23 protein-coding genes are annotated in these 26026 nt (G+C 65.7%); 15 read left to right on the plus strand and 8 right to left on the minus strand.

The window, feature by feature from the left end; genetic code table 11:
• The first annotated feature begins 75 nt into the window (after positions 1-75).
• Positions 76-837: a FadR/GntR family transcriptional regulator gene (locus WI26_RS05360; protein ID WP_059465220.1), complete on the plus strand. Its 762-nt coding sequence runs from the start codon at positions 76-78 to the stop codon at positions 835-837.
• A 226-nt stretch (positions 838-1063) separates the two neighbouring features.
• Here the strand turns inward: WI26_RS05360 and WI26_RS05365 are convergent, their stop codons facing one another.
• The 3 genes from WI26_RS05365 to pdxY all read right to left on the minus strand — a co-directional run bounded on the left by WI26_RS05365 (position 1064) and on the right by pdxY (position 5883).
• Positions 1064-2212 carry a branched-chain amino acid ABC transporter substrate-binding protein gene (locus tag WI26_RS05365; protein WP_059465221.1) on the minus strand — a complete coding sequence of 383 codons (1149 nt, stop codon included), beginning with the start codon at positions 2210-2212 and terminating at the stop codon, positions 1064-1066.
• Between the two features lie 380 nt (positions 2213-2592).
• Positions 2593-4737, minus strand: a complete 2145-nt coding sequence (locus WI26_RS05370) for a phosphocholine-specific phospholipase C (protein ID WP_059465222.1) — start codon at positions 4735-4737, stop codon at positions 2593-2595.
• Positions 4738-5022: 285 nt separating this feature from the next.
• Positions 5023-5883: a pyridoxal kinase PdxY gene (gene pdxY, locus WI26_RS05375; protein ID WP_059447657.1), complete on the minus strand. Its 861-nt coding sequence runs from the start codon at positions 5881-5883 to the stop codon at positions 5023-5025.
• Positions 5884-6057: 174 nt separating this feature from the next.
• On the opposite strand from pdxY, the gene WI26_RS05380 reads away from it, so the two are divergent.
• Complete coding sequence (locus WI26_RS05380; RefSeq protein ID WP_069225381.1) at positions 6058-7125, plus strand: alpha/beta fold hydrolase; 1068 nt, start codon at positions 6058-6060, stop codon at positions 7123-7125.
• Between the two features lie 25 nt (positions 7126-7150).
• Here the strand turns inward: WI26_RS05380 and WI26_RS05385 are convergent, their stop codons facing one another.
• Entirely contained in the window at positions 7151-8149 is a 999-nt protein-coding gene (locus WI26_RS05385) for an LLM class flavin-dependent oxidoreductase (protein ID WP_059465235.1), read from the minus strand.
• 641 nt (positions 8150-8790) lie between these two features.
• Here WI26_RS05385 and hpnI point away from each other — a divergent pair.
• The 9 genes from hpnI (at position 8791) to WI26_RS05430 (ending at position 17696) form a co-directional block, all read left to right on the plus strand.
• Positions 8791-9966, plus strand: a complete 1176-nt coding sequence (hpnI, locus tag WI26_RS05390; RefSeq protein WP_059465224.1) for a bacteriohopanetetrol glucosamine biosynthesis glycosyltransferase HpnI — start codon at positions 8791-8793, stop codon at positions 9964-9966.
• 165 nt (positions 9967-10131) lie between these two features.
• The gene (gene hpnJ / locus WI26_RS05395; RefSeq protein WP_330756089.1) at positions 10132-11574 is read left to right on the plus strand and encodes a hopanoid biosynthesis associated radical SAM protein HpnJ; all 1443 of its coding nucleotides are present in this window, start codon (positions 10132-10134) and stop codon (positions 11572-11574) included.
• A 3-nt stretch (positions 11575-11577) separates the two neighbouring features.
• The gene (hpnK, locus tag WI26_RS05400; protein ID WP_069225382.1) at positions 11578-12462 is read left to right on the plus strand and encodes a hopanoid biosynthesis-associated protein HpnK; all 885 of its coding nucleotides are present in this window, start codon (positions 11578-11580) and stop codon (positions 12460-12462) included.
• Positions 12459-13502 (plus strand): lysylphosphatidylglycerol synthase domain-containing protein, encoded by a 1044-nt coding sequence (locus tag WI26_RS05405; RefSeq protein WP_069225383.1) that lies wholly within the window; start codon positions 12459-12461, stop codon positions 13500-13502. Before hpnK ends, WI26_RS05405 begins: the two co-directional genes overlap by 4 nt.
• A gap of 87 nt (positions 13503-13589) precedes the next feature.
• A complete protein-coding gene (locus tag WI26_RS05410) occupies positions 13590-14147 on the plus strand; it encodes a hypothetical protein (RefSeq protein ID WP_069225384.1) in 558 nt (185 codons plus the stop codon).
• Between the two features lie 265 nt (positions 14148-14412).
• On the plus strand, positions 14413-15102 hold the full coding sequence (locus WI26_RS05415) for an ABC transporter permease (RefSeq protein ID WP_059465229.1): 690 nt from the start codon (positions 14413-14415) through the stop codon (positions 15100-15102).
• Positions 15099-15812: an ABC transporter permease gene (locus WI26_RS05420; protein ID WP_059447650.1), complete on the plus strand. Its 714-nt coding sequence runs from the start codon at positions 15099-15101 to the stop codon at positions 15810-15812. Before WI26_RS05415 ends, WI26_RS05420 begins: the two co-directional genes overlap by 4 nt.
• Before the next feature lie 21 nt (positions 15813-15833).
• Positions 15834-16634: an ABC transporter ATP-binding protein gene (locus WI26_RS05425; protein ID WP_006488736.1), complete on the plus strand. Its 801-nt coding sequence runs from the start codon at positions 15834-15836 to the stop codon at positions 16632-16634.
• A 21-nt stretch (positions 16635-16655) separates the two neighbouring features.
• The gene (locus WI26_RS05430) at positions 16656-17696 is read left to right on the plus strand and encodes a GlxA family transcriptional regulator (protein WP_059447649.1); all 1041 of its coding nucleotides are present in this window, start codon (positions 16656-16658) and stop codon (positions 17694-17696) included.
• A gap of 440 nt (positions 17697-18136) precedes the next feature.
• Here the strand turns inward: WI26_RS05430 and WI26_RS05435 are convergent, their stop codons facing one another.
• The 4 genes from WI26_RS05435 to WI26_RS30870 all read right to left on the minus strand — a co-directional run bounded on the left by WI26_RS05435 (position 18137) and on the right by WI26_RS30870 (position 20538).
• Entirely contained in the window at positions 18137-18640 is a 504-nt protein-coding gene (locus WI26_RS05435) for a hypothetical protein (protein ID WP_236849295.1), read from the minus strand.
• Entirely contained in the window at positions 18637-18972 is a 336-nt protein-coding gene (locus WI26_RS05440) for a DUF6402 family protein (RefSeq protein WP_069225385.1), read from the minus strand. Before WI26_RS05440 ends, WI26_RS05435 begins: the two co-directional genes overlap by 4 nt.
• Before the next feature lie 374 nt (positions 18973-19346).
• Positions 19347-19964, minus strand: a complete 618-nt coding sequence (locus tag WI26_RS05445) for a type VI secretion system amidase effector protein Tae4 (RefSeq protein WP_069225386.1) — start codon at positions 19962-19964, stop codon at positions 19347-19349.
• On the minus strand, positions 19957-20538 hold the full coding sequence (locus tag WI26_RS30870; protein ID WP_081334230.1) for a PAAR domain-containing protein: 582 nt from the start codon (positions 20536-20538) through the stop codon (positions 19957-19959). Before WI26_RS30870 ends, WI26_RS05445 begins: the two co-directional genes overlap by 8 nt.
• Positions 20539-21187: 649 nt before the next feature.
• Between WI26_RS30870 and WI26_RS05450 the strand changes: the two genes are divergently transcribed.
• Genes WI26_RS05450 through astD form a run of 4 tightly spaced genes read left to right on the plus strand, consistent with a single transcriptional unit; the run spans position 21188 to position 26017 of the window.
• Positions 21188-22420 carry an aspartate aminotransferase family protein gene (locus WI26_RS05450; protein ID WP_069225387.1) on the plus strand — a complete coding sequence of 411 codons (1233 nt, stop codon included), beginning with the start codon at positions 21188-21190 and terminating at the stop codon, positions 22418-22420.
• Positions 22421-22450: 30 nt separating this feature from the next.
• Positions 22451-23518 (plus strand): arginine/ornithine succinyltransferase subunit alpha, encoded by a 1068-nt coding sequence (aruF, locus tag WI26_RS05455; RefSeq protein ID WP_069225388.1) that lies wholly within the window; start codon positions 22451-22453, stop codon positions 23516-23518.
• Positions 23515-24546 carry an arginine N-succinyltransferase gene (gene astA, locus WI26_RS05460; protein WP_059510941.1) on the plus strand — a complete coding sequence of 344 codons (1032 nt, stop codon included), beginning with the start codon at positions 23515-23517 and terminating at the stop codon, positions 24544-24546. The genes aruF and astA overlap by 4 nt, the downstream gene beginning before the upstream one ends.
• Positions 24547-24553: 7 nt before the next feature.
• Complete coding sequence (gene astD / locus WI26_RS05465) at positions 24554-26017, plus strand: succinylglutamate-semialdehyde dehydrogenase (RefSeq protein WP_069225389.1); 1464 nt, start codon at positions 24554-24556, stop codon at positions 26015-26017.
• Positions 26018-26026: the final 9 nt, after the last annotated feature.

Here is a 26026-nt window from a genome sequence, read left to right on the forward strand (position 1 = left end):
GAATCATCGGCGTCCGCTCAAACCCCGCGTAAACCCTCGGCTCACATTACGATCATTCAAAAAGGAACCGGCCTCATGTCCGTGCCCACGCTTCCCGCAGCGCCGCGCCGTCGCGCACGCAGCCTCGCACAAGATGTCGTCGACGCGCTGACCGCGCAGATCGAAAACGGCACGCTGCGTCCCGGCGACAAGCTGCCGACCGAAACCGAAGTCATGGCGGCGCAGGGCGTCAGCCGCACGGTCGTGCGCGAAGCGATCTCGCGGATGCAGGCGAGCGGCCTCATCGAGACGCGCCACGGCATCGGCAGCTTCGTGCTCGAACCGACGCGCCGCCAGACGCTCGGCATCGATCCCGCGACCATCACGACGCTGCGCGACGTGCTTGCCGTGCTCGAGCTGCGCATCAGCCTCGAAAGCGAATGCGCGAGCCTCGCCGCGCAGCGCGCGAACGATACCGACCTGGCCGCGCTGCGGCGTGCGCTCGACGCGATCGCGTCGGGGGCGGGCGGCGGCCGCGACACCGCACAGCTCGATTTCCAGTTCCATCTGCAGATCGCGCAGTCCACCGGCAACCGCTACTTCGTCGACATCATGACGCAGCTGGGCGCGTCGATCATTCCGCGCACGCGCGTGAATTCGGCGCGTTTTGCCGGCGACGACCTCGAGCGCTATGTCGGCCGGCTCAATCACGAGCATGAAGACATTTACGAGGCGATCGCGCGTCACGACCCGGAAGCCGCGCGTGCCGCGATGCGCACGCACCTGACCAACAGCCGCGAGCGGCTGCGGCGTGCGCACGAGGCGGCCGAGGCGGAGCGCGACACGCAGGCCAGCTGACGAGTCGCTGCCGAAATGGCCCGCGCGTTGCCGCGGGCCATGGCGTATATCGCCGAAACATCAGTCATCGTATGATGTCCGCGCCGATTGGCCCATTGCGCCACTCGTTATATTGCCGGCCGCGCATCCGTCGGTACGCGCACCGTGCGAGAGACGGCGAGGCGACGTTCCCGCCGTCGCCCGCGCCCGAGGCGGCCGGGCTGTCCAGGCCGCCAATCCCGCCCGATCAGCCGCCCTTCGTCACGATGGTCTTCCACGTGCCGTTCTTCACCTGATACAGCGTCGACATCCCGCTCTTCAGCGAGCCGTCGTTCGCGAACGAGATGCGCCCGGTGACACCTTCGAAGTCGACTTTCTTCAACGCCGGGCGATAGACCTTCGGATCGGTCGAGTTGGCCGCCTGCATTGCCTTGATTGCCGCCCACGCCGCGTCGTAGCCGAACTGCGCATACGACAGCACGTCGACGCCGAAGCGCTTCTTGAACCGCTGCTCGAAATCCTTGCCCTGCGGCAGCTCGTCGAGCGGCCGTCCGTACTCCCACGCCATCGCGCCTTCCGCGGCCGGGCCCGCGATCTTGATGAACTCGTTGTCCTTCACGCCGCCGCCGCCGACGAACTGCGCAGTCAGCCCGAGCTGGCGCATCTGCTTGATGAAGTTCGCGGCGAGCGAATCGAGCCCGCCGAAGAAGATCAGGTCGGGGTTCTTGCCCTTCAGGCTCGTGATCTGCGCGCGGAAGTCGACCGCCTGGTTGCTGGTGAACTCGCGGCCGATGATGTTGCCGCCGGCCGCCTTCACGGCCTTCTCGAACTCGTCGGCCTCGCCCTGGCCGAACGCGGTGCGATCGTCGATGATCGCGATGCGCTTCGCCTTGGTCACGTCGACCGCGTACTTGCCCGCGTTCCCGGCGTTCTGGCCGTCGGTCGCGATCACCATGAACATGTTTGCGAGCCCGCGCGACGTGAGCGTCGGATTGGTCGCGGCCGGATCGATCACCGGAATGCCGGCCTTGTCGTAGACCACCGACGCCGGAATCGTCGTGCCCGAGTTGAAGTGGCCGACCACCACCGACACGTTCTGGTCGACGAGCGCCTGCGCGGCCTGCACGCCGATACGCGGGTCGGCCTGGTCGTCCTGCACGACGAGGTTGAAGTGCGCGGGCTTGCCGGCGATCTGGATCTTCTGCGCGGCCGCGTCGTCGAGCGCGAGTTGCACGCCGTTCTGGAGATCCTTGCCATAACCGGCGTTCACGCCGGTGAGCGGCGCGGCGAAACCGACCTTCACGTCGGTCGAGTCGGCCGCCTGAGCGGCCTGTTGCGAGAGGAGAGCTACCGCGGATACGACCGATACCGACAACAGGGAATGACGGAATTTCATGTTCGTTCCTCTTGTTCTTACACCAGCGGGTGGGTACCGCACGCAGCCGGCGGGCCGGGTGCGTGCGACGGGCGGGCGGTTCGACCGCTTCTCGGAATCGGGCGGGGAGGTCGGCATGCTGATGCTTCCCGGAAGAATCTCCCGTCAGGCTCTGCGAGGAGCCCCGATCGCCTCGATATATAGGTCGCCGATATGTGCGGGTCTTGGCAATTTGCCGCGCATTCGATGCGGATTTGCGCATAGCTTCCACGCGAGCGCGGGCGGCCGGTATCGGGAGTTTCCCGTCGCGCGCGCAACGGGCGCAGAGGCGGGATACGGGCGGCGGTGCGGGGGACAGGCGCGGCGCGGCCCGCCGGGGCCGCGCCGCGTCATGAGAGCCGTCAGTCGGACAGCGCGTCCGATGCGGCTTCGGCGTCGTCGTGCGCCGCGGTCGTGCGGATCAGCGGGTCGCTCGTGCTGGGGCGGCCGGTTTCGACGTGGCCCGCGAAGCGGCGCTGGAAGCCGAGCGGCTTGCCGTCGCTGACGGTCAGGTCGTACCAGCCGTTGCTGCCGCGCAGGTCCCAGTAGTCGTCGACGTGCGTACCCGGCTTGAGGTCGAACTCACGCGCATGGCCGTGGCCGTATGCGTTCGTCACCTTGAGCCGCACGGTCTTGTGACCGCGGTTCATCAGGCGCAGCGTGATGTTGCCGTTCGCGACGTCGTAGCCGTAGATCACTTCGGGGTTGACGCTCGCGGGGCCGACCGCCAGCGCGGCGGGGCTGCGGAAGTGGCAATAGAAGCCGTTCGGGCCGTACACGTCGAGGTCGTACAGGCCGAGCGACGGCGCCGGGCTCCACGTGTCGGAAAGCCGCTTGCCGGCGTCGACCGTGTAGGCCCACGGGCCGTCGACGCGATTGCGCGCCTGAACCTGGAACGCCGCGCCCGCGGTGCCGGTGTTCGCGAAGGTCAGCCGGAATTGGCCGCTCGCATTGTCGATCCGCCCGTGCACGAACAGTTCGTACGGCAGCGCGCGCGCCGGACGCAGGCCGGCCTCCTGCTTCGGCAGATGCTGGACGACCGGCGGCACCGGGATGTAGTCGGGGTGTCGGTTGCGGTCGGGCGGCGCGTAGCCGCTCGTGTCCGGGAGCTGCGGCCAGCTTGCGTCAGGCGTCGAGAAATCGAACGCGGACGTCAGGTTGCCGCACACCGTACGGCGCCATGGCGACACGTTCGCCGCGGTGACCGCGTATTGCTCGCCGAAGCGCGCTTCGATGAATTGCAGCAGCGACGTGTGATCGAAGGTCTGCGAACAGACCCAGCCGCCCTTGGTCCACGGCGACACCACCAGCATCGGCACACGCGGCCCGAGCCCGTACGGGCCGGCCATGTGCGACGCGTCGCCGGCGAATACCTCGTTGGTCGTCGCGACCGTCGACAGCCCGTTGTCGCGCGACTGCGGCGCGAACGGCGGCTGCACGTGGTCGAAGAACCCGTCGTTCTCGTCGTAGGTGATGAAGAGCGCGGTCTTGCTCCATACGTCGGGATTCGACACGAGCGTCTTCAGCACCTGCTCGATGTACCACGCGCCGTAGTTCGCCGGCCAGTTCGGGTGTTCCGAGTACGCTTCCGGCGCGCAGATCCACGACACCTGCGGCAGCGTGCCGTTCTTCACGTCCTGCTGCAGCACGTCGAACAGCGTGCCGCCGGCGCTGATGTTTGTGCCGGTGCGCGCCTTGTCGTACAGCGGCGTGCCGGGCAGCGCGCTGCGGTACTGGTTGAAGTAGAGCAGCGCGTTGTCGCCGTAGTTGCCGATGTACGGGTTCTGCGTCCAGCCCCACGAGCCGTTGGCGTCGAGCCCCGTGCCGACGTCCTGGTAGATCTTCCACGACACGCCGGCCTGCTCGAGCACTTCCGGATAGGTCGTCCAGCCGTAGCCCTTTTCCTCGTTGCCGAGCACCGGGCCGCCGCCCGTGCCGTCGTTGCCGACATAACCGGTCCACATGTAGTAGCGGTTCGGGTCGGTCGAGCTCGGGATCGCGCAGTGGTACGCATCGCAGATCGTGAACGCGTCGGCGAGCTGGTAGTGGAACGGGATGTCGTCGCGCTTCAGGTACGCCATCGTCGTGGTGCCCTTGTTCGGCACCCACTGGTCGTAGCGGCCCTTGTTCCACGCGGCATGCATGTCCTGCCAGCCGTGCGGCAGGTCCTGCAGGAACTGCAGGCCGAGCTTGTCGGCGCCCGGATGGAACGGCAGCAGCTCGGCCGGGCCGACCGGCTGATGGAACACCGACTTGCCGTTCGCGAGGCGCAGCGGGCGCGGGTCGCCGAAGCCGCGCACACCGCGCATCGTGCCGAAGTAGTGGTCGAACGAGCGATTCTCCTGCATCAGGATCACGATGTGTTCGATATCGCGGATCGTGCCGGTACGGCGGTTCGCGGGAATGGCGAGCGCATCGCGGATCACGGGCGGGAACAGGTTCAGCGCGGCGGCGCCGGCGGTGCCGGCGGCGACGCGCAGGAAGTCACGACGGTTCGATCGGGTCATGGTCGTTATCGTGCGTTAAAGGGGGGAGCCGATTGGCGGGACATGCGGGAAAAAACGGGCGCGTCCGCGGCGCAGGATGCGGCTGCGTCGGTCGTGCCGCCGCGAGCATAGCGAGGATTCGGTGTCATTCATGTGAAGTCCGGAAACGTTTGCACGGCAGCCGGACGGCATTCGAACGGCGTGGCGCCGACGATCGGGTTGCAGGGAGCGACGCGAAAGGGTGGGCGGGGGCTGCGCGCGTGGAATGACGGAGAGGCAGGGAAGGCGCGCGGCGAGGCGGGTGCGTCAGGCGTCGGTGACCCACGCGCCGAACCATTCGCTCGGGCGCGCGATTTCATCCTGCGCGGCGACGAGTTCGAGCTCGTAGCGGCGCGCATCGTAGGTCGCCTTCACGACCGCGTGCACGGCCGCGAGCGTATGCTCGAACGCGGCGCGCACCGAGTCGCCGCGCAGCCGGCGCGCGACGAAGATGGCGCTGGTGAGGTCGCCGACGCCGACCGGATGGCGCGGAAACGCATACAACGGGCGCTGGCCGATCCACGCTTCGGTCTCGGTGACGGCAAGCATGTTGAAGCGGTCGGCCGGGCTGTTGCGGTCGTGCAGGTGCTTGACGAGGATGATCTTCGGGCCGCGGCGGATCAGCGCGCGGCAGGCGTCGACGGCTTCGGCGACGGTCTCGATGCGCCGTCCGGCGAGCTTCTGCAGTTCGGTGTGGTTCGGCGACATGCCGTCCGCGAGCGCCGGCATCTCCTGGACGATGAATTCCTCGACGCCGGGTTCGGGCCGGATGCCGCCCGTCTGGCCCAGCGCCGGATCGCAGAAGTACCACGCGTTCGGGTTCATCGCCTTCACCGAGCGCACGATCTCGACCGTCGCGCGCGCCTGCGCCGGCGAGCCGACGAAGCCGGACAGCACCGCGTCGCAGCGCTTGAGCGCGCCGATCGCGGCAACGCCGTCGACGAGCTGCTCCATCTTCGCGGCGTCGATCGCGCTGCCGGCCCAGTGGCCGTACTGCATGTGATTCGACAGCTGGACGGTATTGAGCGGCCAGACGTTGACACCGAGGCGCTGCATCGGGAACACGGCCGCGCTGTTGCCGGCGTGTCCGTAGATCACGTGCGACTGAATGCTGAGGACGTTTTTCATGAGCGTTCGCCTGCAGGCGTTTCAGGGTCACGTCACACGATACCCGAGATCGTCGCGTGCGCGGAAGTCGCGTGGCGATCGAGTGTTGCGCGCCGTCGTCAGCCTGACCGCGTAGAATCGCGGAGCGCGGAGCCGCCTGGCTGTCCGCGTGCATTTCCCATTACCGTGATCGCCATGCCTTCGATTTGCAAGATGTTGTCCGTCGCGCGCGCCGCCGTGCTCGGCGCGGGTATCGCCGCCGCATGCGCGACGCCCGCCGCGGCCGCGGCCGCCGTCCCGGCGCCGACCGGTAACGACGGGCCCGCGTACGGCCCCCGCCTGGAGGGCTTCACCTATCCGGAGCCGGTGCACCGCTACGCGTTCGTGTCCCAGCGCGAAACCCTCGAGATGATGTACATGGACGTGCAGCCGGCGCACCCGAACGGCCGCACCGTCGTGCTGCTGCACGGGAAGAATTTCTGCGCGGCGACGTGGGAGGACACGATCGGCGTGCTGAGCCGCGCCGGCTATCGCGTGATCGCGCCGGACCAGATCGGCTTCTGCAAGTCGTCGAAGCCCGAGCGCTACCAGTTCAGCTTCCAGCAGCTCGCGCGCAACACGCATGCGCTGCTCGAATCGATCGGCGTGAAGTCGGCGACGATCGTCGGCCATTCGACGGGCGGGATGCTCGCGATGCGCTACGCGCTGACGTACCCGAAGGCGACCGAGCAGCTCGTGCTGGTGAACCCGATCGGCCTCGAGGACTGGAGGGCGCTAGGCGTGCCGCCGCTGTCCGTCGACTACTGGTATGCACGCGAGCAGAAGACGACGGCCGACGGCATCCGCCGCTACGAGCAGGCGACCTACTACGCGGGCAAGTGGGCGCCCTCCTACGAGCGCTGGGTGCAGATGCTCGCGGGCATGTATCGCGGCCCGGGCCGCGACGCGGTCGCGTGGAACTCCGCGCTGATCTACGACATGATCCTCACGCAACCGGTGGTGTACGAACTCGGCGCGATTCGCGTGCCGACGCTGCTGCTGATCGGCGACAAGGACACGACCGCGATCGGCAAGGACGTGGCGCCGCCCGACGTGCACGCGAAGCTCGGTCGTTACCCGGAACTCGCGAAACGCACGCAGGCGGCGATTCCCGGCGCGCAGCTCGTCGAATTCCCGGCGCTCGGGCACGCGCCGCAGATCCAGGACCCGGACGCGTTCCACAAGGCGCTGCTCGACGGGATGGCGGCGGTGCACCCGCAGTGACGCCTGGGCGGGCGGGCCCGCCCCGTCAGCGGGTTTCGTTCGCGAGTTCGTCGCGGATCTGCGCGGCCAGTTCGAACGAGCGCAGCCGCGCGCCGTGATCGTGGATCTGCGCGGTGATGATGACCTCGTCCGCGCCCGTCTGCGCGATCCGGTCGCGCAGCTTGTCGCGCACCGTGTCGCGCGAGCCGACGGCCGCGAACGACAGCGCGTGCGCGACGTTCGCGAGTTCGAATTCGGTCGCCTCGAGCACGTCGACGGGCGGCGGCAGCTTGCCCGGCGTGCCGCGACGCAGGTTGATGAACTGCTGCTGCAGCGACGTGAAGAGGCGCCGCGCCTCGTCGTCGGTATCGGCCGCGAACACGTTGATCCCGACCATCGCATGCGGCTTCGGCCATGCGGCCGACGGCCGGTACTGCGCGCGATAGAGTTCGAGCGCGCGCATCAGGTAGTCCGGCGCGAAGTGCGACGCGAATGCGAACGGCAGCCCGAGCATCGCGGCGAGCTGCGCGCTGAAGAGGCTCGAACCCAGCAGCCACACGGGCACGTCCAGCCCCGCACCGGGCACCGCGCGCACGCGCTGGCCGGGCACGGGTTCCGCGAAGTAGCGCTGCAGCTCGGCGACGTCGTCCGGAAACGAGTCGGCGCTGCCGATCAGGTCGCGGCGCAGTGCGCGCGACGTGGTCTGGTCGGTGCCGGGCGCGCGGCCGAGCCCGAGGTCGATGCGCCCCGGATACAGCGACGCGAGCGTGCCGAACTGCTCGGCGATCACGAGCGGCGCATGGTTCGGCAGCATGATCCCGCCCGAGCCGACGCGGATCGTCTTCGTCGCGCCCGCCACATGACCGATCACGACGGCGGTCGCCGCGCTCGCGATGCCGGGCATGTTGTGATGTTCGGCGAGCCAGTACCGCCGGTAACCGAGGCGCTCCGCGTGCTGCGCGAGATCGACGGTGTTGCGGAACGCCTGGGCGGCGTCGGCGCCGGCGGGAATGGGGGCGAGGTCGAGTACGGAAAACGGAATCATCGGATGGCCTTCGTAGGGGAGGAGCGCGGTGATGCGCATGCGCAACAGATGCCGACGATTTTGCCAAAGGGTTCCGGAACGCGCTGGCGACGCACGGATACCCATGAGCCTTTCAGGGGTGCAAGGTAAGCCCCGATGATCGTTGCATAAATCGACCTAATCGCCGAATAATTACCAATCTTTACCGCGATTGGGCATGTCTTTGCATCGACGTACAAATTTCCACGAAACGTTTGATTTTCAAGACTGCAATATGCCTGCAAAGCGCTTACGCTAACGTGAACGAGGTCGCATCAGAATGGTTCCTCGCCCGCCCAGCTTTGCCGAAATCGCACCAGTCCGTTTCGCGAGGCATCCGAGCGCGGGTCGGCGCGGGCTGATAAAATCCGGCGCCTGCCCATGTTGTGCCGATGGTAGCCATTCGAATCTTCCCGCATCCCGTCCGGGCATCGCGCGAGGATGTGCCACGCGAATCCGGGCATGGCCGCCTTCGGGGCATGGGCCGTGCCTCCCCATTACACAGACGCTGCTGGAACAAGGAGTCGGGTCGTGCCCGCGTTCGTTGCTGTCGGAATACCCAATCACGTTCAATCCGGTCCGATCGATCGGCCGGGCGCGCGCGTTGCCGGAGGGCGTCGCGCATGACGCCGGCCGTCACGTTGCTGGACTGGCTCCTGACCGTGTTCACGCTGGCCGCGGCCGGCTATGCGCTCGTCGCCGCGTTCGCGCCGCGTCCGCGCACGCCGCGCACCGGCGCGCGCGACGGCTTCGAGCCCGTCAGCGTGCTCAAGCCGCTGTGCGGCGCGGAGCCGCACCTGTACGAAAACCTCGCGACATTCTGCGAGCAGCGCCACCCGCGCCATGAAGTGCTGTTCGGGGTCGCGTCGGCGGCCGATCCGGCCATCGCCGTGGTCGAGCGGCTGCGCGCCGATTATCCGGAATGCGACATCACGCTGGTGATCGACGCGCGCGTGCACGGCAAGAACCTGAAGGTCAGCAACCTGATCAATCTGGCCTCGCGCGCGAAGTACGGCCGCATCGTGATCGCGGACAGCGACATCGCGGTGAAGCCGGATTACCTGGAGCGCGTGACGGCGCCGCTCGCGGACGCATCGGTCGGCGTCGTCACGTGCCTGTATCATGCGCGCAGCGTCGGCGGGTTCTGGACACGGATCGGCGCGCAGTTCGTCGATGCCTGGTTCGCACCGTCGGTACGGATCACGCACCTCGGCCGCTCGAGCCGCTTCGGCTTCGGCGCGACGCTCGCGCTCACGCGCGACACGCTCGACCGGATCGGCGGCTTCGTCGCGCTGAAGGATGAACTGGCTGACGATTTCTGGCTCGCCGAGCTGCCGCGACGCCTCGGGCGGCGCACCGTGTTGTCCGAGGTCGAGGTCGCGACCGACGTGATCGAGCCGTCGTTCGGGCCGCTCTGGCACCGCGAGACGCGCTGGCTGCGCACGATTCGTTCGCTGAATCCAACCGGCTTCGCGTTCCTGTTCATCACGTTTACCGCACCGTGGCTCGCCATCGGCGCGGCACTGGCACTGCGTCTCGACGGCACGATTGCCGGCACGCTGGCGGGGGGCGCGGCCGTCGTCGGGGCGTTCGGGCGGCTCGTGCTGCACGCGCGCGGCGAGGACGGCTGGCGCGCGTTCTGGCGCGATCTGCCGCTCGTCGCGGTGCGCGACACGCTGCTCGCGCTCGAATGGCTCGCGGCCGTGTTCGGCACGCATGTCGTATGGCGTGGCGCGAGGATGACAGTCGTCGGCGGCGAACGCGCGGCGGCGGCAGTGGAAGGCGGGGACGGCCGCTGAGGCGCGTTCCCGACGGAACCGGCCACGTGCCCGGTCCCGATCGAATCCGGCCCGAAGGCCGAGACGCGCCGCGCGGCAACGCCGTGCGACGCGACATGACAGAGAGGCGGGCGCCGGCAGGGCGGCCCGCGGTTGATTGACTGAATCGTTGAAACGAATCGAACTATGCAGGCTACCGGAGCATTCATGAAAACGCTGTTCTTGCAGGCCCCTTCGTATGACGGCTTCGACGGCGGAGCCGGCTCGCGCTATCAGGCGAAGCGCGAAATCCGTTCCTTCTGGTACCCGACGTGGCTTGCGCAGCCGGCCGCGCTCGTGCCGGGCAGCCGCGTCGTCGACGCGCCGGCCGACGGCCTGTCGGTCGAAGAGACGCTGAAGATCGCCAACGACTACGACCTCGTGATCATCCACACGAGCACGCCGTCGTTCCCGACCGATGCGATGTTCGCGCAGGATCTCAAGAAGATGAAGCCGTCGATGCTGGTCGGCATGGTCGGCGCGAAGGTGATGGTCGATCCGCACAACTCGCTCACGGCGAGCGAGGCAATCGACTTCGTGTGCCGCGAGGAATTCGACTACACCTGCAAGGAACTCGCCGAAGGCAAGCCGTTCGCCGAGATCAAGGGCTTGAGCTGGCGCGCGAAGGACGGCTCGATCGAGCACAACGAAGCGCGTCCGATCCTCGAGAACATGGACGAACTGCCGTTCGTCGCGCCCGTCTACAAGCGCGACCTGAAGATCGACAACTACTTCATCGGCTACCTGAACTACCCGTACGTGTCGATCTACACGGGCCGCGGCTGCAAGTCGCGCTGCACGTTCTGCCTGTGGCCGCAGACGGTCAGCGGCCATCGCTACCGCACGCGCTCCGTCGAGAACGTGCTCGCGGAAGCGAAATGGATCCGCGACAACATGCCGGAAGTGAAGGAACTGATGTTCGATGACGACACCTTCACCGACGACCTGCCGCGCGCCGAAGCGATCGCCATCGGTCTGGGCAAGCTCGGCATGACGTGGTCGTGCAACGCGAAGGCGAACGTGCCGTACAAGACGCTGAAGGTCATGAAGGAAAATGGCCTGCGCCTGCTGCTGGTCGGCTTCGAATCCGGTGACGACCAGATCCTCGTGAACATCAAGAAGGGCGTGCGCACCGATTTCGCGCGCCGCTTCAGCGCGGACTGCAAGAAGCTCGGCATCAAGATCCACGGCACCTTCATTCTCGGCCTGCCGGGCGAGACGCAGGAAACCATCAAGAAAACGATCGAGTACGCGAAGGAAATCAATCCGCACACGATCCAGGTGTCGCTCGCCGCGCCGTATCCGGGCACGACGCTCTACAAGCAGGCCGTCGAAAACGGCTGGATGGAAGAGAACAAGACCATCAACCTGGTGAGCAAGGAAGGCGTGCAGCTCGCGGCGATCGGCTACGCGCACCTGTCGCGCGACGAGATCTATCACCACCTCGAGCAGTTCTATCGCCAGTTCTACTTCCGTCCGTCGAAGATCTGGGAGATCGTCCGCGAGATGCTGACGAGCTGGGACATGATGAAGCGCCGTCTGCGCGAAGGCGTCGAGTTCTTCCGCTTCCTGCGCGCGCACGAGGCCTGATTCGTGACGACGCAGCGGGCGGCGCGGGCGCTGATCTTCACCGCGGACGACTTCGGGCTGCACCCGCGCGTCAACGCGGCGGTCGAGCGCGCGCATCGCGACGGCGTGCTCAACGCCGCGAGCCTGATGGTCGCCGCGCCTGCGGCGCAGGATGCGATCGAGCGCGCGCGGCGGCTGCCGTCGCTCGCGGTCGGCCTGCATCTCGTTCTCGCGGACGGGCCGGCCACGCTGCCCGCGCAGGAAATACCCGCGCTCGTCGGCCCCGACGGGCGATTCGGCGACGCGATGGCGAAGGACGGCTGCCGCTTCTTCTTCCTGCCGCACGTGCGGGCGCAACTGCGCCGCGAGATCCGCGCGCAGTTCGACGCGTTCGCGGCGAGCGGCCTGCCGCTCGACCACGTGAACGCGCACAAGCATTTCCACCTGCATCCGACCGTGCTGTCGATGATCATCGAGATCGGCCGCGATTACGGGCTGCGCGCGGTGCGGTTGCCGTACGAAGCGAGCGCGCCCGCGCTGCTCAAGCCGTGGATCGCGCTGGTGCGCGCGCGGCTCGACCGCGCGGGGCTTGCACATAACGACTATGTGGTCGGGATCGAGCATACGGGCGCGATGGACGAGGCCGTACTGCTCGACGCGCTCGCGGCGCTGCCGCCCGGCGTCGGCGAGATCTACTGTCATCCGGCGGAAGCGGGCGACGGCCCGATCACGCCGACGATGGCCGGTTACCGTCCGGTCGACGAACTGGATGCGCTGCTGTCGCCGCGCGTCGCGGCCGCGCTGAAGACCGCGGGCGTCGCGACCGGCGGTTTTGCGGACGTGTTCGGCCAGCCCTCGGCGCGGCGTGGTGCGCGCGCGTCGCGCGAAGCGGGGGTGCAGCCGTCATGACCCGATGGATCAAATGGCTCGGCTGGCCGATCGGCATCGGCATCCTGCTCGCGTTGGGGCTGCACGAAGGCATCGGCGACGTGACGCAGATGCTCGAGCGCGCCGGGTTCGCGCTGCTGTGGCTCGTGCCGTTTCACGCGCTGCCGCTGCTGCTCGACGCGTATGCGTGGCATCAGCTGCTCGACCGACGCGCGTCGCTGCCGTTCCTGTGGTGGATCGCGACCGTGCGCGAAGCGGTGAACCGGCTGCTGCCGGTGGTCGGGATCGGCGGCGAGCTGGTCGGGATCCGGATGGCGCGCTGGCAGGTGCCCGACGCAAGCCGCGTGACCGCGTCGGTGATCGTCGAGGTGCTGGTGACGATCGTCGTGCAGTATGCGTTCGCGGCGCTCGGCCTCGTGCTGCTGCTCGCGACGACGCACGACATGGGCGGCGGCACGATCGGCCTGGCGCTGCTGCTGACGCTGCCGCTGCCGGTGCTCGGCGTCGTGCTGATGCGGCGCGGCGGGATCTTCCATGCGATCGAGCGGTTCGCGGGGCGTCTGCTCGGCGATTCGCACCGGTTGCTGCAGGGCGTCGACGGCCGCCGCCTCGATGGCGACATCGACGCGCTGATGTCGCGCACGATGCTGCTGTTCAGGGCATTCTTCTGGCAACTGGCCGGTTATGTGCTCGGCGCGCTCGAGATCTACTGGGCGCTCGCGCTGCTCGGCCATCCGGTGTCGATCGGCGGCGCGATCGCGATCGAGGCGATGACGCAGGCCGTGCGTCATGCGGCGTTCATGGTGCCGGGCGGCCTCGGCGTGCAGGAGGCGACCGTCGTGCTGCTCGCCCAGATGTTCGGCGTCGATCGCGAGACGGCGCTGTCGCTGGCGCTGGTCAAGCGTGGCCGCGAGGTGCTGTTCGGCTGCGTCGCGCTCGGTTCGTGGCAGCTTGCCGAACTCGTGCGCACGCGGCGCCGGATCAGCGGAGCGCGGGCGGTGGCGCGGGCGCCGCAAGCGGTGCGCCGCGAAGCCGAGACGCACACCGAAACCATGCATTGAACACGAGACGGGCCACGCGCCCGTCTCGCGCTTTTGGCGTTGCACGGGTATCCTTGCCGCGTGTTTTCTCGACGCGCATTTCTTCCGATGATTTTCCGTTTCCGGCTGCTTCCCGTGACGATGCTGGCCGCCGCGCTGGCGCTGACCGGCTGCGGCGACAAGCAAGGCAACTTCGACGTGCAACGTATCAGGGACTTTTTCAACGCGATCAAGCCCGCGCCGCTGCTGCTCAAGGGGCTGAAGGCCGGCGTATCGACCGAAGCCGACGTGCGCGCGACGATGGGCAAGCCCGAGACCGAGCGCGCGTTCACCGACGGCTCGAAACGCCTCGAATATCCGCGCGGCCCGATGGGCAACCAGACCTGGTTCGTCGACCTCGACGCGAGCGGGCACTACACGGGCGCGACGCAGGTGCTGACCGCCGAGAATTTCGCGAAGGTGCGTCCCGGGATGAACGAGGACGAGGTGCGGCGTCTGCTCGGCAAGCCGGGCGACATCGCGCAGTACCCGCTGAAACCCGAGACGGTGTGGAGCTGGCGCTGGCTCGAGGACGGCGTGAATACCGACGCGTTCTTCAACGTTCATTTCGGTCCGGACGGGCTTGTCTATACGACTTCGCGCTCCGACATCCTCAAGGGGCGGTGAGAACGCCTGCGGCGCTATATCGAAAAAGCGACCGGAAAATTGCAAAAAGTCCGCTTCCCTGCGTGTCATCCGACTGTCAGGAAGCGGCTTTTTTCCTTTTGAAACAGCGGCGTAGGCCGTGCCTGCAAATGATGAGACGAATTGCTGCGATGCAGCAATCGCGTGTACGGTGATTTGAGGCAATCAATTTCGCTTGCGACTATCCGCGTCAGCCCGGCGCGGGAAGGCATGTGCGCCGGTGTTCATATCAACACTGGAGACGCGCGTGTTCCTTTACGGCTTTGGTCCCGTCCTCTGGGCCGGCACCGTGCAGACCATCGAGCTGTCGGTGCTGTCCCTTGCCGCCGCGGTGGCGCTGGGGCTGATCGGCGCGGTGGCGAAGCTGTCGCACAACCGGGTGTTGCGAGCGATCGCGACCGGTTATACGACGCTGATCCGCTCGGTGCCCGATCTTGTCCTGATGCTGCTGCTGTTCTACAGCATCCAGATCTGGCTGAACCAGTTCACCGACCTCGTCGGCTGGGAGCAGATCGACATCGATCCGTTCGTCGCCGGCGTGCTGACGCTTGGCTTCATCTACGGTGCGTACTTCACCGAGACGTTCCGCGGGGCGTTCCTGTCGGTGCCGCGCGGCCAGCTGGAGGCAGGCGCGGCGTACGGGATGAGCGGGATGCGCGTGTTCGTGCGGATCATGTTTCCGCAGATGATGCGTTTTGCGCTGCCGGGCATCGGCAACAACTGGCAGGTGCTCGTCAAGGCGACCGCGCTGGTGTCGATCATCGGTCTCGCGGACGTCGTGAAGGCCGCGCAGGACGCCGGCAAGAGCACGTTCAACATGTTCTTCTTCATTCTCGTCGCGGCGCTGATCTACCTCGCGATCACGACCGTTTCCAACCTCGTGCTGATCCAGCTCGAGAAGCGTTATTCCATGGGCGTGCGGCACGCAGAACTATGATCGAGATCCTCCAGGAATTCGGCCAGGCGTTCCTTTACTGGGACGGCCAGCGCCTCTCCGGCCTTGCGGTGACGCTGTGGCTGCTCGTCGCGTCGATTTCGCTCGGCTTCGTGTGCGCGGTGCCGCTCGCAGTCGCGCGCGTGTCGAAGAAGAAATGGCTGTCGATGCCGGTGCGGTTCTACACGTACGTATTCCGCGGCACGCCGCTGTATGTGCAGTTGCTGCTGATGTACACGGGCATGTACAGCCTCGAGTTCGTGCGTTCGCACTCGCTCCTCGACGCGTTTTTCCGCAGCGGCTTCAATTGCGCGATCCTCGCGTTCGCGCTGAACACCTGCGCGTATACCACCGAGATCTTCGCCGGCGCGATTCGCGCGATTCCGCACGGCGAGGTCGAGGCGGCGCGTGCTTACGGGATGTCGCCGTTCACGATGTATCGCCGGGTGATCCTGCCGTCGGCGCTGCGCCGTGCGCTGCCGCTGTACAGCAACGAGGTGATCCTGATGCTGCACGCGACCACCGTCGCGTTCACGGCGACCGTGCCCGACATCCTGAAGGTCGCGCGCGACGCCAATTCCGCGACCTACATGGCGTTCCAGTCGTTCGGAATCGCCGCGCTGATCTATCTTGCGGTATCGTTCGCACTCGTCGCGGCATTTCGCCGGGCGGAGCGCCACTGGCTCGCGTATCTCGCGGCCGGCCGTCATTGATTTCACTTCGAGGAGAGCCAGTTGGCCGAGATCACTCAAACGAGCGCGTCCGCTTCCGTCAAGCTTGCCGCGGTCGACATTCACAAGCGCTACGGCGACAACGAGGTGCTCAAGGGCGTGTCGTTGAACGCGAAGGCCGGCGACGTCATCAGCATCATCGGTGCGAGCGGGTCGGGCAAGAGCACATTCCTGCGCTGCATCAATTTTCTCGAGCGGCCGAATGCGGGGCAGATCGTCGTCGACGGCGAGGCCGTGCGTACCAAGACCGATCGCGCCGGTGCACTCGAGGTTGCCGATCACAAGCAGTTGCAGCGCATCCGCACGAAGCTCGCGATGGTGTTCCAGCACTTCAATCTGTGGGCGCACATGAACGTGCTCGAGAACGTGATGGAAGCGCCGGTGCACGTGCTCGGCATTTCGAAGAAGGAAGCCGAGGAGCGTGCGCGGGAATACCTGGAGAAGGTCGGTCTGCCGCCGCGCGTCGAGAAGCAGTATCCGTCGCATCTGTCGGGCGGGCAGCAGCAGCGTGTCGCGATCGCGCGGGCGCTGGCGATGCATCCCGACGTGATGTTGTTCGACGAGCCGACTTCCGCGCTGGATCCGGAACTCGTCGGTGAAGTGCTGAAGGTGATGCAGAAGCTGGCCGAAGAAGGCCGCACGATGATCGTCGTCACGCACGAGATGGGCTTCGCGCGCAACGTGTCGAATCACGTGATGTTCCTGCATCAGGGGCGGACCGAGGAAGAGGGCGATCCGAAGGAGGTGCTGGTGCGTCCGCAGAGCGAGCGCCTGAAGCAGTTCCTGTCGGGCAGTCTCAAGTAACGCGAAGGGCGGGTTTCATACGTGGTACCGGTGTCTCGTCCCGCAGGCGCCACCCGCACGACGCAGGTGGCGATCGTTGCATTGCCGCCCGTGTCGATGTCGGGTGTGGGTCCGATCGTCGATGCGTTGCATCTCGCGAACGAGATCGACGGGCGCTTGCTGTATCGCTGGCAGGTGTGTTCGTGGGACGGGCGGCCGGTGCCGCTCGCCGGTGGTGCGCAGTGGCATGCCGATGCGGCGTTCAACGATGCGATCGCGTGCGACTGGCTGATCGTCGTGTCGGAGCGGTTTCAGCAGTTTGCGGACTATCGGCTGTTTCTCGCGAGTCTCGCGCGCGTCGGGCAGCGCACGCCGGTGGTGACCGGGATTCACCACGGCGTGTGGTGGCTCGCGATGGCCGGGCAGCTTTCCGGATATCGCGTGAGCGTGAACTGGGAGACGTATCAGCAGTTCGCCGAGCAGTTCGAGCGGTCGATCGTCACGCAGCAGATCTTCGAGATCGATCGCGATCGGGCGACGTGCGCGGGCGGGCAGGCGACCGTCGATTTCATGCTGGCCATGATCGGCCGGGAACACGGGGCGGATCTGGGCGAGCGCATTGCCGATGCGCTCGGGGCCGGCACGCTGCGCAGCGGCGAGGAGCGGCAACGGATTCCTTTCGTGACCGCACCGGGCGAGCGGCATCCTCGGCTGAACGATGCATTGCTTTTGATGGAAGCCAATGTCGAGGATCCGTTGACGACCGACGAGATCGCCGGGCTCGTGGGCGTTTCCCGGCGGCAGCTGGAGCGACTCTTTCGGCAGTATCTCGGAGCGATGCCCTCCAAGTATTACCTCAATCTCCGGTTGCTCAAGGCAAGGACCCAGTTGCAGCGGACCAGCAAGTCGGTGGTTCAGGTCAGTCTCGCTTGCGGGTTTTCTTCTGCTGCGCATTTTTCGAATGCTTATCGCGAGCGGTTTGGGGTTACGCCTCGGGAAGATCGTCGGGCATGGCTCGAGAAGCAGACCGGCGGTGGGGGCGAGCCGAGAGGGGGGGCGCTCGTTGAGCGGGGGAAGGATTGAGGTCTTTTGTCTTGCCGCTTTCGTTGACGTGAAGCACCTGTGATCGTGTCGGTCTATTAGCGTCGCCCCTGCGCGGGGCGGCGGTTACTTTTCTTTGTCTTGCCAAAGAAAAGTAACCAAAAGAAAGGCGCTCGGACAACGCATGAACTCCCGGTGCCATGGTCATCCAAGTGGCCCTCGCCTAAGTGTCGGCGCCAGTCAGGACACGGGAGTGGTTCGAGCAATGGTTCTGACATCACTCACCACTCCACGGAGCGGTATACCGCCCGCTGGCTCCGTCCTCGCTTCGCTCGGCCGACAGGTGTTGCGCTCCGGCATACGAAGGCGTCGCATAACTGCCACGCGTGCGTGAACGGCGAAGGGGAAAAACGGAGCCGAAGGAGGGTCCGTGATCGGAACAGTTTTCGCCGCGCGCGATCTCAGCCCTGACCTGAGCGTACTCACGGCAGTTTCGCCAGCAGGCGATCGATAAATGACGGCGGAAGGCGCATAAGTCCGTCGTCACCCGACACCGCCGTATCGTAGATGAGAGAGTCTTTCGTCCAGATCAATCTGGCAGCATCGGGGTACCAATACGTGCGCTCGGCCAACAATGTATTGTCGGATGTCCGATACACGCGCAGCAGGATTCGATCACGCGTCAGGTACGCATAGCGGGCTGTGTAGATGCCACCGTCTTCCTCGGACCGAACCGTGTGGAACTTCGTAGCTGCACCCCGCGCATCCGCGGCGCGGTAATAGGACCAGCAAGCCCCTACAAGAAACATAACGCACAGTCCCGCGTCAAGTCTTCTCGTCATCATGGTCAGCCTGGTGGCACGTGCATTTTTCCCAGGCTGGAAGCAGACAGCCGACAGCAGCAGACCTGTCGCGATTCCTCCCAACGCGAGCAATGCAAAGGCGCCGATGGCACTCTCCTGTATACCGGTTGCGAGTCCGATCATGCGAAGTACACCGTGATGGGGTTGTCCAGTCGCATGGGCTTCCAGTCGGAATAGACAACAAAGTCGCCGCCGCGACGGTGCTTGAGTTGCCATTCACGGAACGAACGGTTCCGCACCGGATAGTAGACTTTGCCAGATCGAAAGAGGTTTTCCGCAAGCTCACCAGTGACGACCGGATAGTCGAGCCAGCGTACATCCGCCAGGTTGGCGGTTGCAACCTCGGGGACGATGATCACACCGTTCCTACTCCGGTGCCCCAGGTATTGAGATGTGGTGTCCATCGGCCCTTCGAACGAATAGCCGTCGCGTACGTAGACGACGATATGCGCCACTGCTTACCGTGCATAGTCGATATGGAAGAGTAGAGGTCGCAGTTATCCGGCGAGACCAATGTATGGCGCGACGTACGGTTTGCTATAGAACAGCGCGGCGATCAACGTTACAGCAAAAAGAGCACTTCCCCAGCGATGGCCCGACCAGCGCTTATACGCCACGGCGTTTAATACCGCACACGCGATAGCCGGCCATAGAAGCATGACAAACATGCCCAGCAGGAACCTTACGCGAGATGTGCAGTGTTCCATGTCGCTGCAGCCTGTTGTATGCGATTTCGCTTCGGGCCAATGGATATGATTGAGAATATAGATGGTCACCCATGTGACGCCCAGGCCCCATGCGAATCCGAGTACAGCGAGCACTATCCGCTTCATCTTACTTCCCAGAACAGGATTTCTTTGGAATTGGCAAGGTCGGAGAACCAGTTATTGTTCGTAAGCGGATTTTTGAATCGCGATATGCCGACGCGGAAGCGTAAGAAACTTACAACGGATGGCGTAAGCGTGTCTTTGTTCCAGAGGTCGATATGGCCACCGCTGAGTGAGTCTGCGGAGTCACCATCCTGCCGCCAGTAACCGAAAAAATAAATGATACCGGTTCGACCACTTATCTTGTTCTGCCAATCCGGACCTGTGATGTTTTCGGGTTTGCCGAGCCCAAGGAATGGGCGAAGCTTCAGCCATTCGGCCAACTCGTAGGCGCGCGTCGCTGTTGCTTTCCCGCCGAGTATCAGGCGGCCTAGTGTCTTCTTGCCGGGCATCGGCTTCAACACGTTTTGAGAAAATGACTTCATGTCGCTTCCGATCCTGTGTAACGTGACGCTCATGCGCATGGCGCATTGATTCACGTACTCGCCAGTGGGATCGTCATAGGGGTCTTGCTTCGGGTACGCGTTCCAAAGCGCCTGAAAGGAGAGAGCTTGTAGATGGACGGACTTCTTTGAATTTGGTGTGTCGTTCGTGCGGACCTTCGTGGAGGGGTTAGGCATGGCTTACCCCACTGTATTTTTTCGCGATGGCTTCGTCACCCCAATAGACGGTGTAGTCTTCCGAGCCATCACCGGTATTGACTCGAGGTAGTTTGCCGCTTGCATCGAGCACGCCCGAATGGATTCCACCGTCTGCCGTCTCGATGTAATAGGGATAGCCGACAGGGCCGTCGGCCGCGTTTGTGCGAGTTTTCACTTCGATCTGTTCATCAAATGCGCCCTTCCTGAACGATGCGACACTGCCCGTTGCCGTGCGGCTCAAAACGACTTCCCCGAGAGCCTTTAGCCGATCATTGCACCACGCGTCACCCGCGAGTACGGCGATGATGCTGGGTGGCGTCGAGCAGCCACAGAGGACGATATCGCGGTCGAGTGCGACTTCTCCCTGAAACCTGAGTCGATAGGGTCCACCAGCCTTTGCGATGATGCCGGTGCTCTGACACGCGGTACAGAATGCGCTACCGCCAATCAAGGCTGCCTGATGGCCACGGACGAGGAACCGTGGTCCGCCATATGAGTCGATTGTCCCGCCGCTGGAAAGATGATCGCCGACGACTGCAATTCTTCTATTCATTGATTGCCCCTCTCGGAAAGCCATGATCGTAGCGGTGTAGTGCAAGACGCCATCTCGATATTGTCCGGGGCGCTCAGGATGGCGTGATCGCGCTGGCTACATTGCTTGCGCACTGGCCCGGAAAATTGCTTGAGGGACTTCCCGAACTGTCCGGCGTGACCACGCGATACCAGAAGGGGATGCGTCCGTGTCGGCCGAGCGAAGCGAGGACGGAGCTAGCGGGCGGTATACCGCTCCGTGGGGTGGTGAGTGACGTCAGAACCATTGCTCGAACCACTCCGGTTTCCTGACTGGCGCGGACACTTAGGCGAGGGCCACTTGGATGACCATGGCACCGGGAGTTCATGCGTTGTCCGAGCGCCTTTCTTTTGGTTACTTTTCTTTGGCAAGACAAAGAAAAGTAACCGCCACCCCGCGCAGGGGCGACGCTAATAGACCGACACGATCACAGGTGCTTCACGTCAACGAAAAGCGCACCACCCAAACGACCCCAAATAAAGCCCCCGACAAAACAGCCCCCGCCGGGAGGGCAAAATAAGGCGACCCAACCGCTTCCGATAGAACCCGTCGCAAATCCGCAAGACGCTTGCGCCACCCTTACCTAAACTTGATCCTGTTGAACCCTCTTACGAAACCGAAAGGAACGACCATGACGACCTCGACCGTGACCCGCCAGACATTCGATGAAGTGATGGTGCCGGTATTTTCTCCCGCGCCGTTCGTGCCGGACCGTGCAGAGGGCTCGCGCGTGTGGGATACGGCCGGCCGCGAATACGTGGATTTCGCGTGCGGCATCGCGGTGACGTCGCTGGGCCACGGCCATCCGGAACTGCTGAAGGTTCTGGACGAACAGGGCCGCAAGCTCTGGCACATCGGCAACGGCTACACGAACGAGCCTGTGCTGCGCCTCGCGAAGCGCCTCGAATCGCTGACCTTCGCCGACCGCGCGTTCTTCGCGAACTCGGGCGCCGAAGCGAACGAAGCCGCCCTGAAGCTCGCACGCCGCGTTGCATTCGACCGCCACGGCGCTGACAAATACGAAATCGTCTCGTTCGTCCAGTCGTTCCACGGCCGCACGTTCTTCACGGTCAGCGTCGGCGGCCAGCCGAAATACTCGGAAGGCTTCGGCCCGGTGCCGGCCGGCATCAAGCACCTGCCGTTCAACGACATCGAAGCCGCCAAGGCCGCGATCGGCCCGCAAACCTGCGCGGTGATCGTCGAGCCGGTGCAGGGCGAAGGCGGCGTGATCCCGGCCGATCCGGCCTTCCTGAAGGCACTGCGCGAAGCGTGCGACGCCAACGACGCACTGCTGATCTTCGACGAAGTGCAAACGGGCGTCGGCCGCACGGGCCAGTTCTACGCATACATGGACACCGGCGTCACGCCGGACATCCTCACGACCGCGAAGGCGCTCGGCAACGGCTTCCCGATCGGCGCGATGCTGACGACGAACGAGCTGGCCGCGCACTTCAAGGTCGGCGTGCACGGCACGACGTACGGCGGCAACCCGCTCGCATCGGCGATCGCGGACAAGGTCGTCGAGCTGATCGGCGACCCGGCCCTGCTCGAAGGCGTGCGCGAACGCAGCGTGCGACTGAAGGGCGCGCTGGAACGCATCAACGCACGCTTCGGCATCTTCAAGGAAGTCCGCGGCAAGGGCCTGCTGGTCGGCGCGGAACTCACCGCCGCATTCGACGGCCGTGCGAAGGACTTCGTCACCGCGGCCGCCGAGAACGGCCTGATCATGCTGATTGCGGGCCCGAACGTGCTGCGTTTCGTGCCGTCGCTCGTGATTCCGTTCGACCTGCTCGACGAAGGCGTGAAGCGCTTCGAGAAGGCGGTCGAGCAGGTGCTCGCGGCCCAGGAAGCCCCCGCGCGCTGATCGGCGCGCCCATCGCAGACAGGAACGACGATGCTATTTGTTCGCCCCGGCAAACTCACGGATCTCGATGCGCTCGCGCACATGGCGCGCACCGCGCAGCCGGTCCTGCACTCGCTGCCGCACGACCGCGCGGCGCTCGAAGCGCGCGTGGCGCTCTCCGAGGATTCGTTTCGCGCGGACGTCGACTTCGCCGGCGAGGAGTTCTATCTCTTCGTGCTCGAGGATTCGTCGACGGGCAAGCTGCTCGGCACGGCGAGCATCGTGGCCGCGGCCGGCTACTCGGAGCCGTTCTATGCGTTCCGCAACGACGCACTGATCCACGCGTCGCGCGAGCTGCACGTGAACCGCAAGATCCACGCGCTTACGATGTCGCACGAGCTGACCGGCAAGAGCCGGCTGGCCGGCTTCTATGTCGATCCGTCGCTGCGCGGCGACGCGGCCGCGCACCTGATCTCGCGCGCGCGGATGATGTACATCGCCGCGAACCGCCGCCGCTTCACGCCGGAAGTGTTCACGCTGCTGCTCGGCGTGAGCGACGCCACGGGCGCATCGCCGTTCTGGGAAGCGGTAGGCCGCAAGTTCTTCGGCCGCGACTTCACCGACGTCGACATCGCGTCGGGCGGCCGCAGCCGCACGTTCATCGCGGAAGTGATGCCCGCGTATCCGCTCTACGTGCCGCTCCTGCCGGAAGCCGCACAGCGCGTGCTCGGCGAGCCGAACGAATCCGCACTGCTCGCGTACGACATTCACCTCGAGGAAGGCTTCGAGCCGGACCGCTTCGTCGACATCTTCGACGCGGGCCCGGTGCTGACCGCGCAGGTCGATCGCACCGCGTGCGTGAAGCATGGCGCCGAGCGCATCGTGCGTGAAGCGGCGCACCAGCAGGGCGACGTCGCATACATGGTGTCGACGGGCAGCGGCGAATCGTTCCGCTGCGTGCTGGCCGACCTGCCGGGCGACACGGCCGACGCGCGGGGCGCCCATGCGCCGCTGGCCGGTGACGTGCGCGCGGCGCTCGATGTGAAGGATGGTGACGTCGTGCGCTGCGTGCCGCTGCACCGCCGCGACGAAGAAGACATGAAGGGAGACGCAGCATGATCGTCGTTCGGGTCGTACAAACGGGCGACGTCGACGCGCTCGTGTCGCTCGCGAAGGAAACCGGGCCGGGCCTGACCACGTTCAAGCCCGATCGCGACGCGCTTGCCGCGCGCATCGAACGCACGCGCCGCACGCTCCACGGCGAAGCCGCGCCGGGGGAAGCCGGCTACTTCTTCGTGATGGAAGAATCGAAGACGGGCGACATCGCGGGCGTGTGCGGGATCGAATCGCAGGTCGGTCTCGAACAGCCGTTCTACAACTACCGCGTGAGCACGGTCGTGCATGCGAGCCAGGAGCTCGGCGTGTGGACGCGGATGCATGCGCTGAACATCTCGCACGACCTGACGGGCTACGCGGAAGTGTGCTCGCTGTTCCTGAGCCCGCGCTATCGCACGGGCGGCGTCGGCGGCCTGCTGTCGCGTTCGCGCTTCATGTTCATCGCGCAGTTCCGCGAGCGCTTTCCGGAACGCATCTGCGCGGAGTTGCGCGGCCACTTCGACGAGGACGGCACGTCGCCGTTCTGGCGTGCGGTCGGTTCGCACTTCTATCAGATCGACTTCAACGCGGCCGACTATCTGAGCTCGCACGGTCGCAAGTCGTTCCTCGCGGAACTGATGCCGCGCTATCCGGTGTACGTCGACCTGCTCCCGCAGGATGCGCAGGACGCGGTCGGCCTCACGCACCGCGACACGCTGCCGGCCCGCAAGATGCTCGAGGCGGAAGGGCTGCGCTACCAGAACCACGTCGACATCTTCGACGCTGGCCCGGTGCTCGAATGCCACGTCAACGACCTGCGCACGGTGCGCGAGAGCGTCGTCGTGCCCGTTGCGATCGGCGTGCCGGACGCCAGCGAAAACGCTCCGAAGTCGCTCGTGTCGAATACGTCGCTCGGCGATTTCCGTGTCGGCGTCGCGCCGGGTGTGGTCGCGAATGGCGCGTTCGTGCTGTCGGCCGACGATGCCGCCGCGCTCGACGTGAAGGCCGGCGATCCGGTCCGCGTGCTGCCGCTCAAAGTCAAACAGGGATAAACGAATCATGACGGAACTCTTCATCGACGGCGCCTGGGTCGCAGGCTCGGGCCCCGTCTTCGCTTCGCGCAACCCGGGCACCGACGCTGTCGCTTGGCAGGGCGTCAGCGCATCGGCGGCCGACGTCGATCGCGCGGTGGCAAGCGCGCGCCGCGCATTCGCCGGCTGGTCGGCACTCGACTTCGAATCGCGCTGCGCGATCGTCAAGCGCTTCGCGGCGCTGCTCACCGAGCGCAAGGAAGCGATCGCCACCGCGATCGGCCGCGAGACGGGCAAGCCGCTGTGGGAAGCGCGCACCGAAGTCGCGGCGATGGCCGCGAAGGTCGGCATCTCGATCCAGGCGTACCAGGAACGTACCGGCGAGAAGCGCCAGGAGATGGCCGACGGCATCGCGGTGCTGCGCCATCGTCCGCACGGCGTCGTCGCGGTGTTCGGCCCGTACAACTTCCCCGGCCACTTGCCGAACGGCCATATCGTACCGGCGCTGATCGCGGGCAACACGGTCGTGTTCAAGCCGTCGGAGCTCGCGCCGGGCGTCGCGCGCGCGACGGTCGAGGTGTGGCAGGAAGCCGGGCTGCCGGCCGGCGTGCTGAACCTCGTGCAGGGCGAGAAGGACACGGGCATCGCGCTCGCGAATCACCGGCAGATCGACGGGCTGTTCTTCACCGGCAGCTCGGACACCGGCACGCTGCTGCACAAGCAGTTCGGCGGGCGTCCGGAAATCGTGCTCGCGCTCGAGATGGGCGGCAACAATCCGCTCGTGATCGGCGAAGTCGAGGACATCGACGCGGCCGTGCATCACACGATCCAGTCGGCGTTCCTGTCGGCCGGCCAGCGCTGCACGTGCGCACGCCGCATCTTTGTGCCGCACGGCGCGTTCGGCGACCGCTTCCTCGCACGTTTCGCCGACGTCACGTCGAAGATCACGGCCGACGTGTTCGACGCCGATCCGCAGCCGTTCATGGGCGCGGTGATTTCGGCACGCGCAGCCGCGAAGCTCGTCGACGCGCAGTCGCGCCTGATCGAGCAGGGTGCGAAGCCGGTCATCGCGATGACGCAGCGCGATCCGCGCCTGGGCTTCGTGAATGCGTCGATCATCGACGTGACCGGCGTGGCCGACCTGCCCGACGAAGAGCATTTCGGCCCGCTCGCGCAGATCGTCCGCTACGCGACGTTCGACGAAGCGATCGAGCGCGCGAACGACACGGCGTTCGGCCTGTCCGCCGGCCTGCTGGCCGACGACGCGAAGGCATGGGACCACTTCCGCCGCACGATCCGTGCGGGGATCGTCAACTGGAACCGCCCGACCAACGGCGCATCGTCCGCCGCGCCGTTCGGCGGCACGGGCCGCTCGGGCAATCATCGGCCGAGCGCGTACTACGCGGCCGACTATTGCGCGTATCCGATGGCGTCGGTGGAAAGCACCGAATTGACCTTGCCCGCGAGCCTGTCGCCGGGCCTGCATTTCTGATCGAGGGAA

Source organism: Burkholderia diffusa (genome assembly GCF_001718315.1).
Taxonomy (GTDB): domain Bacteria; phylum Pseudomonadota; class Gammaproteobacteria; order Burkholderiales; family Burkholderiaceae; genus Burkholderia; species Burkholderia diffusa_B.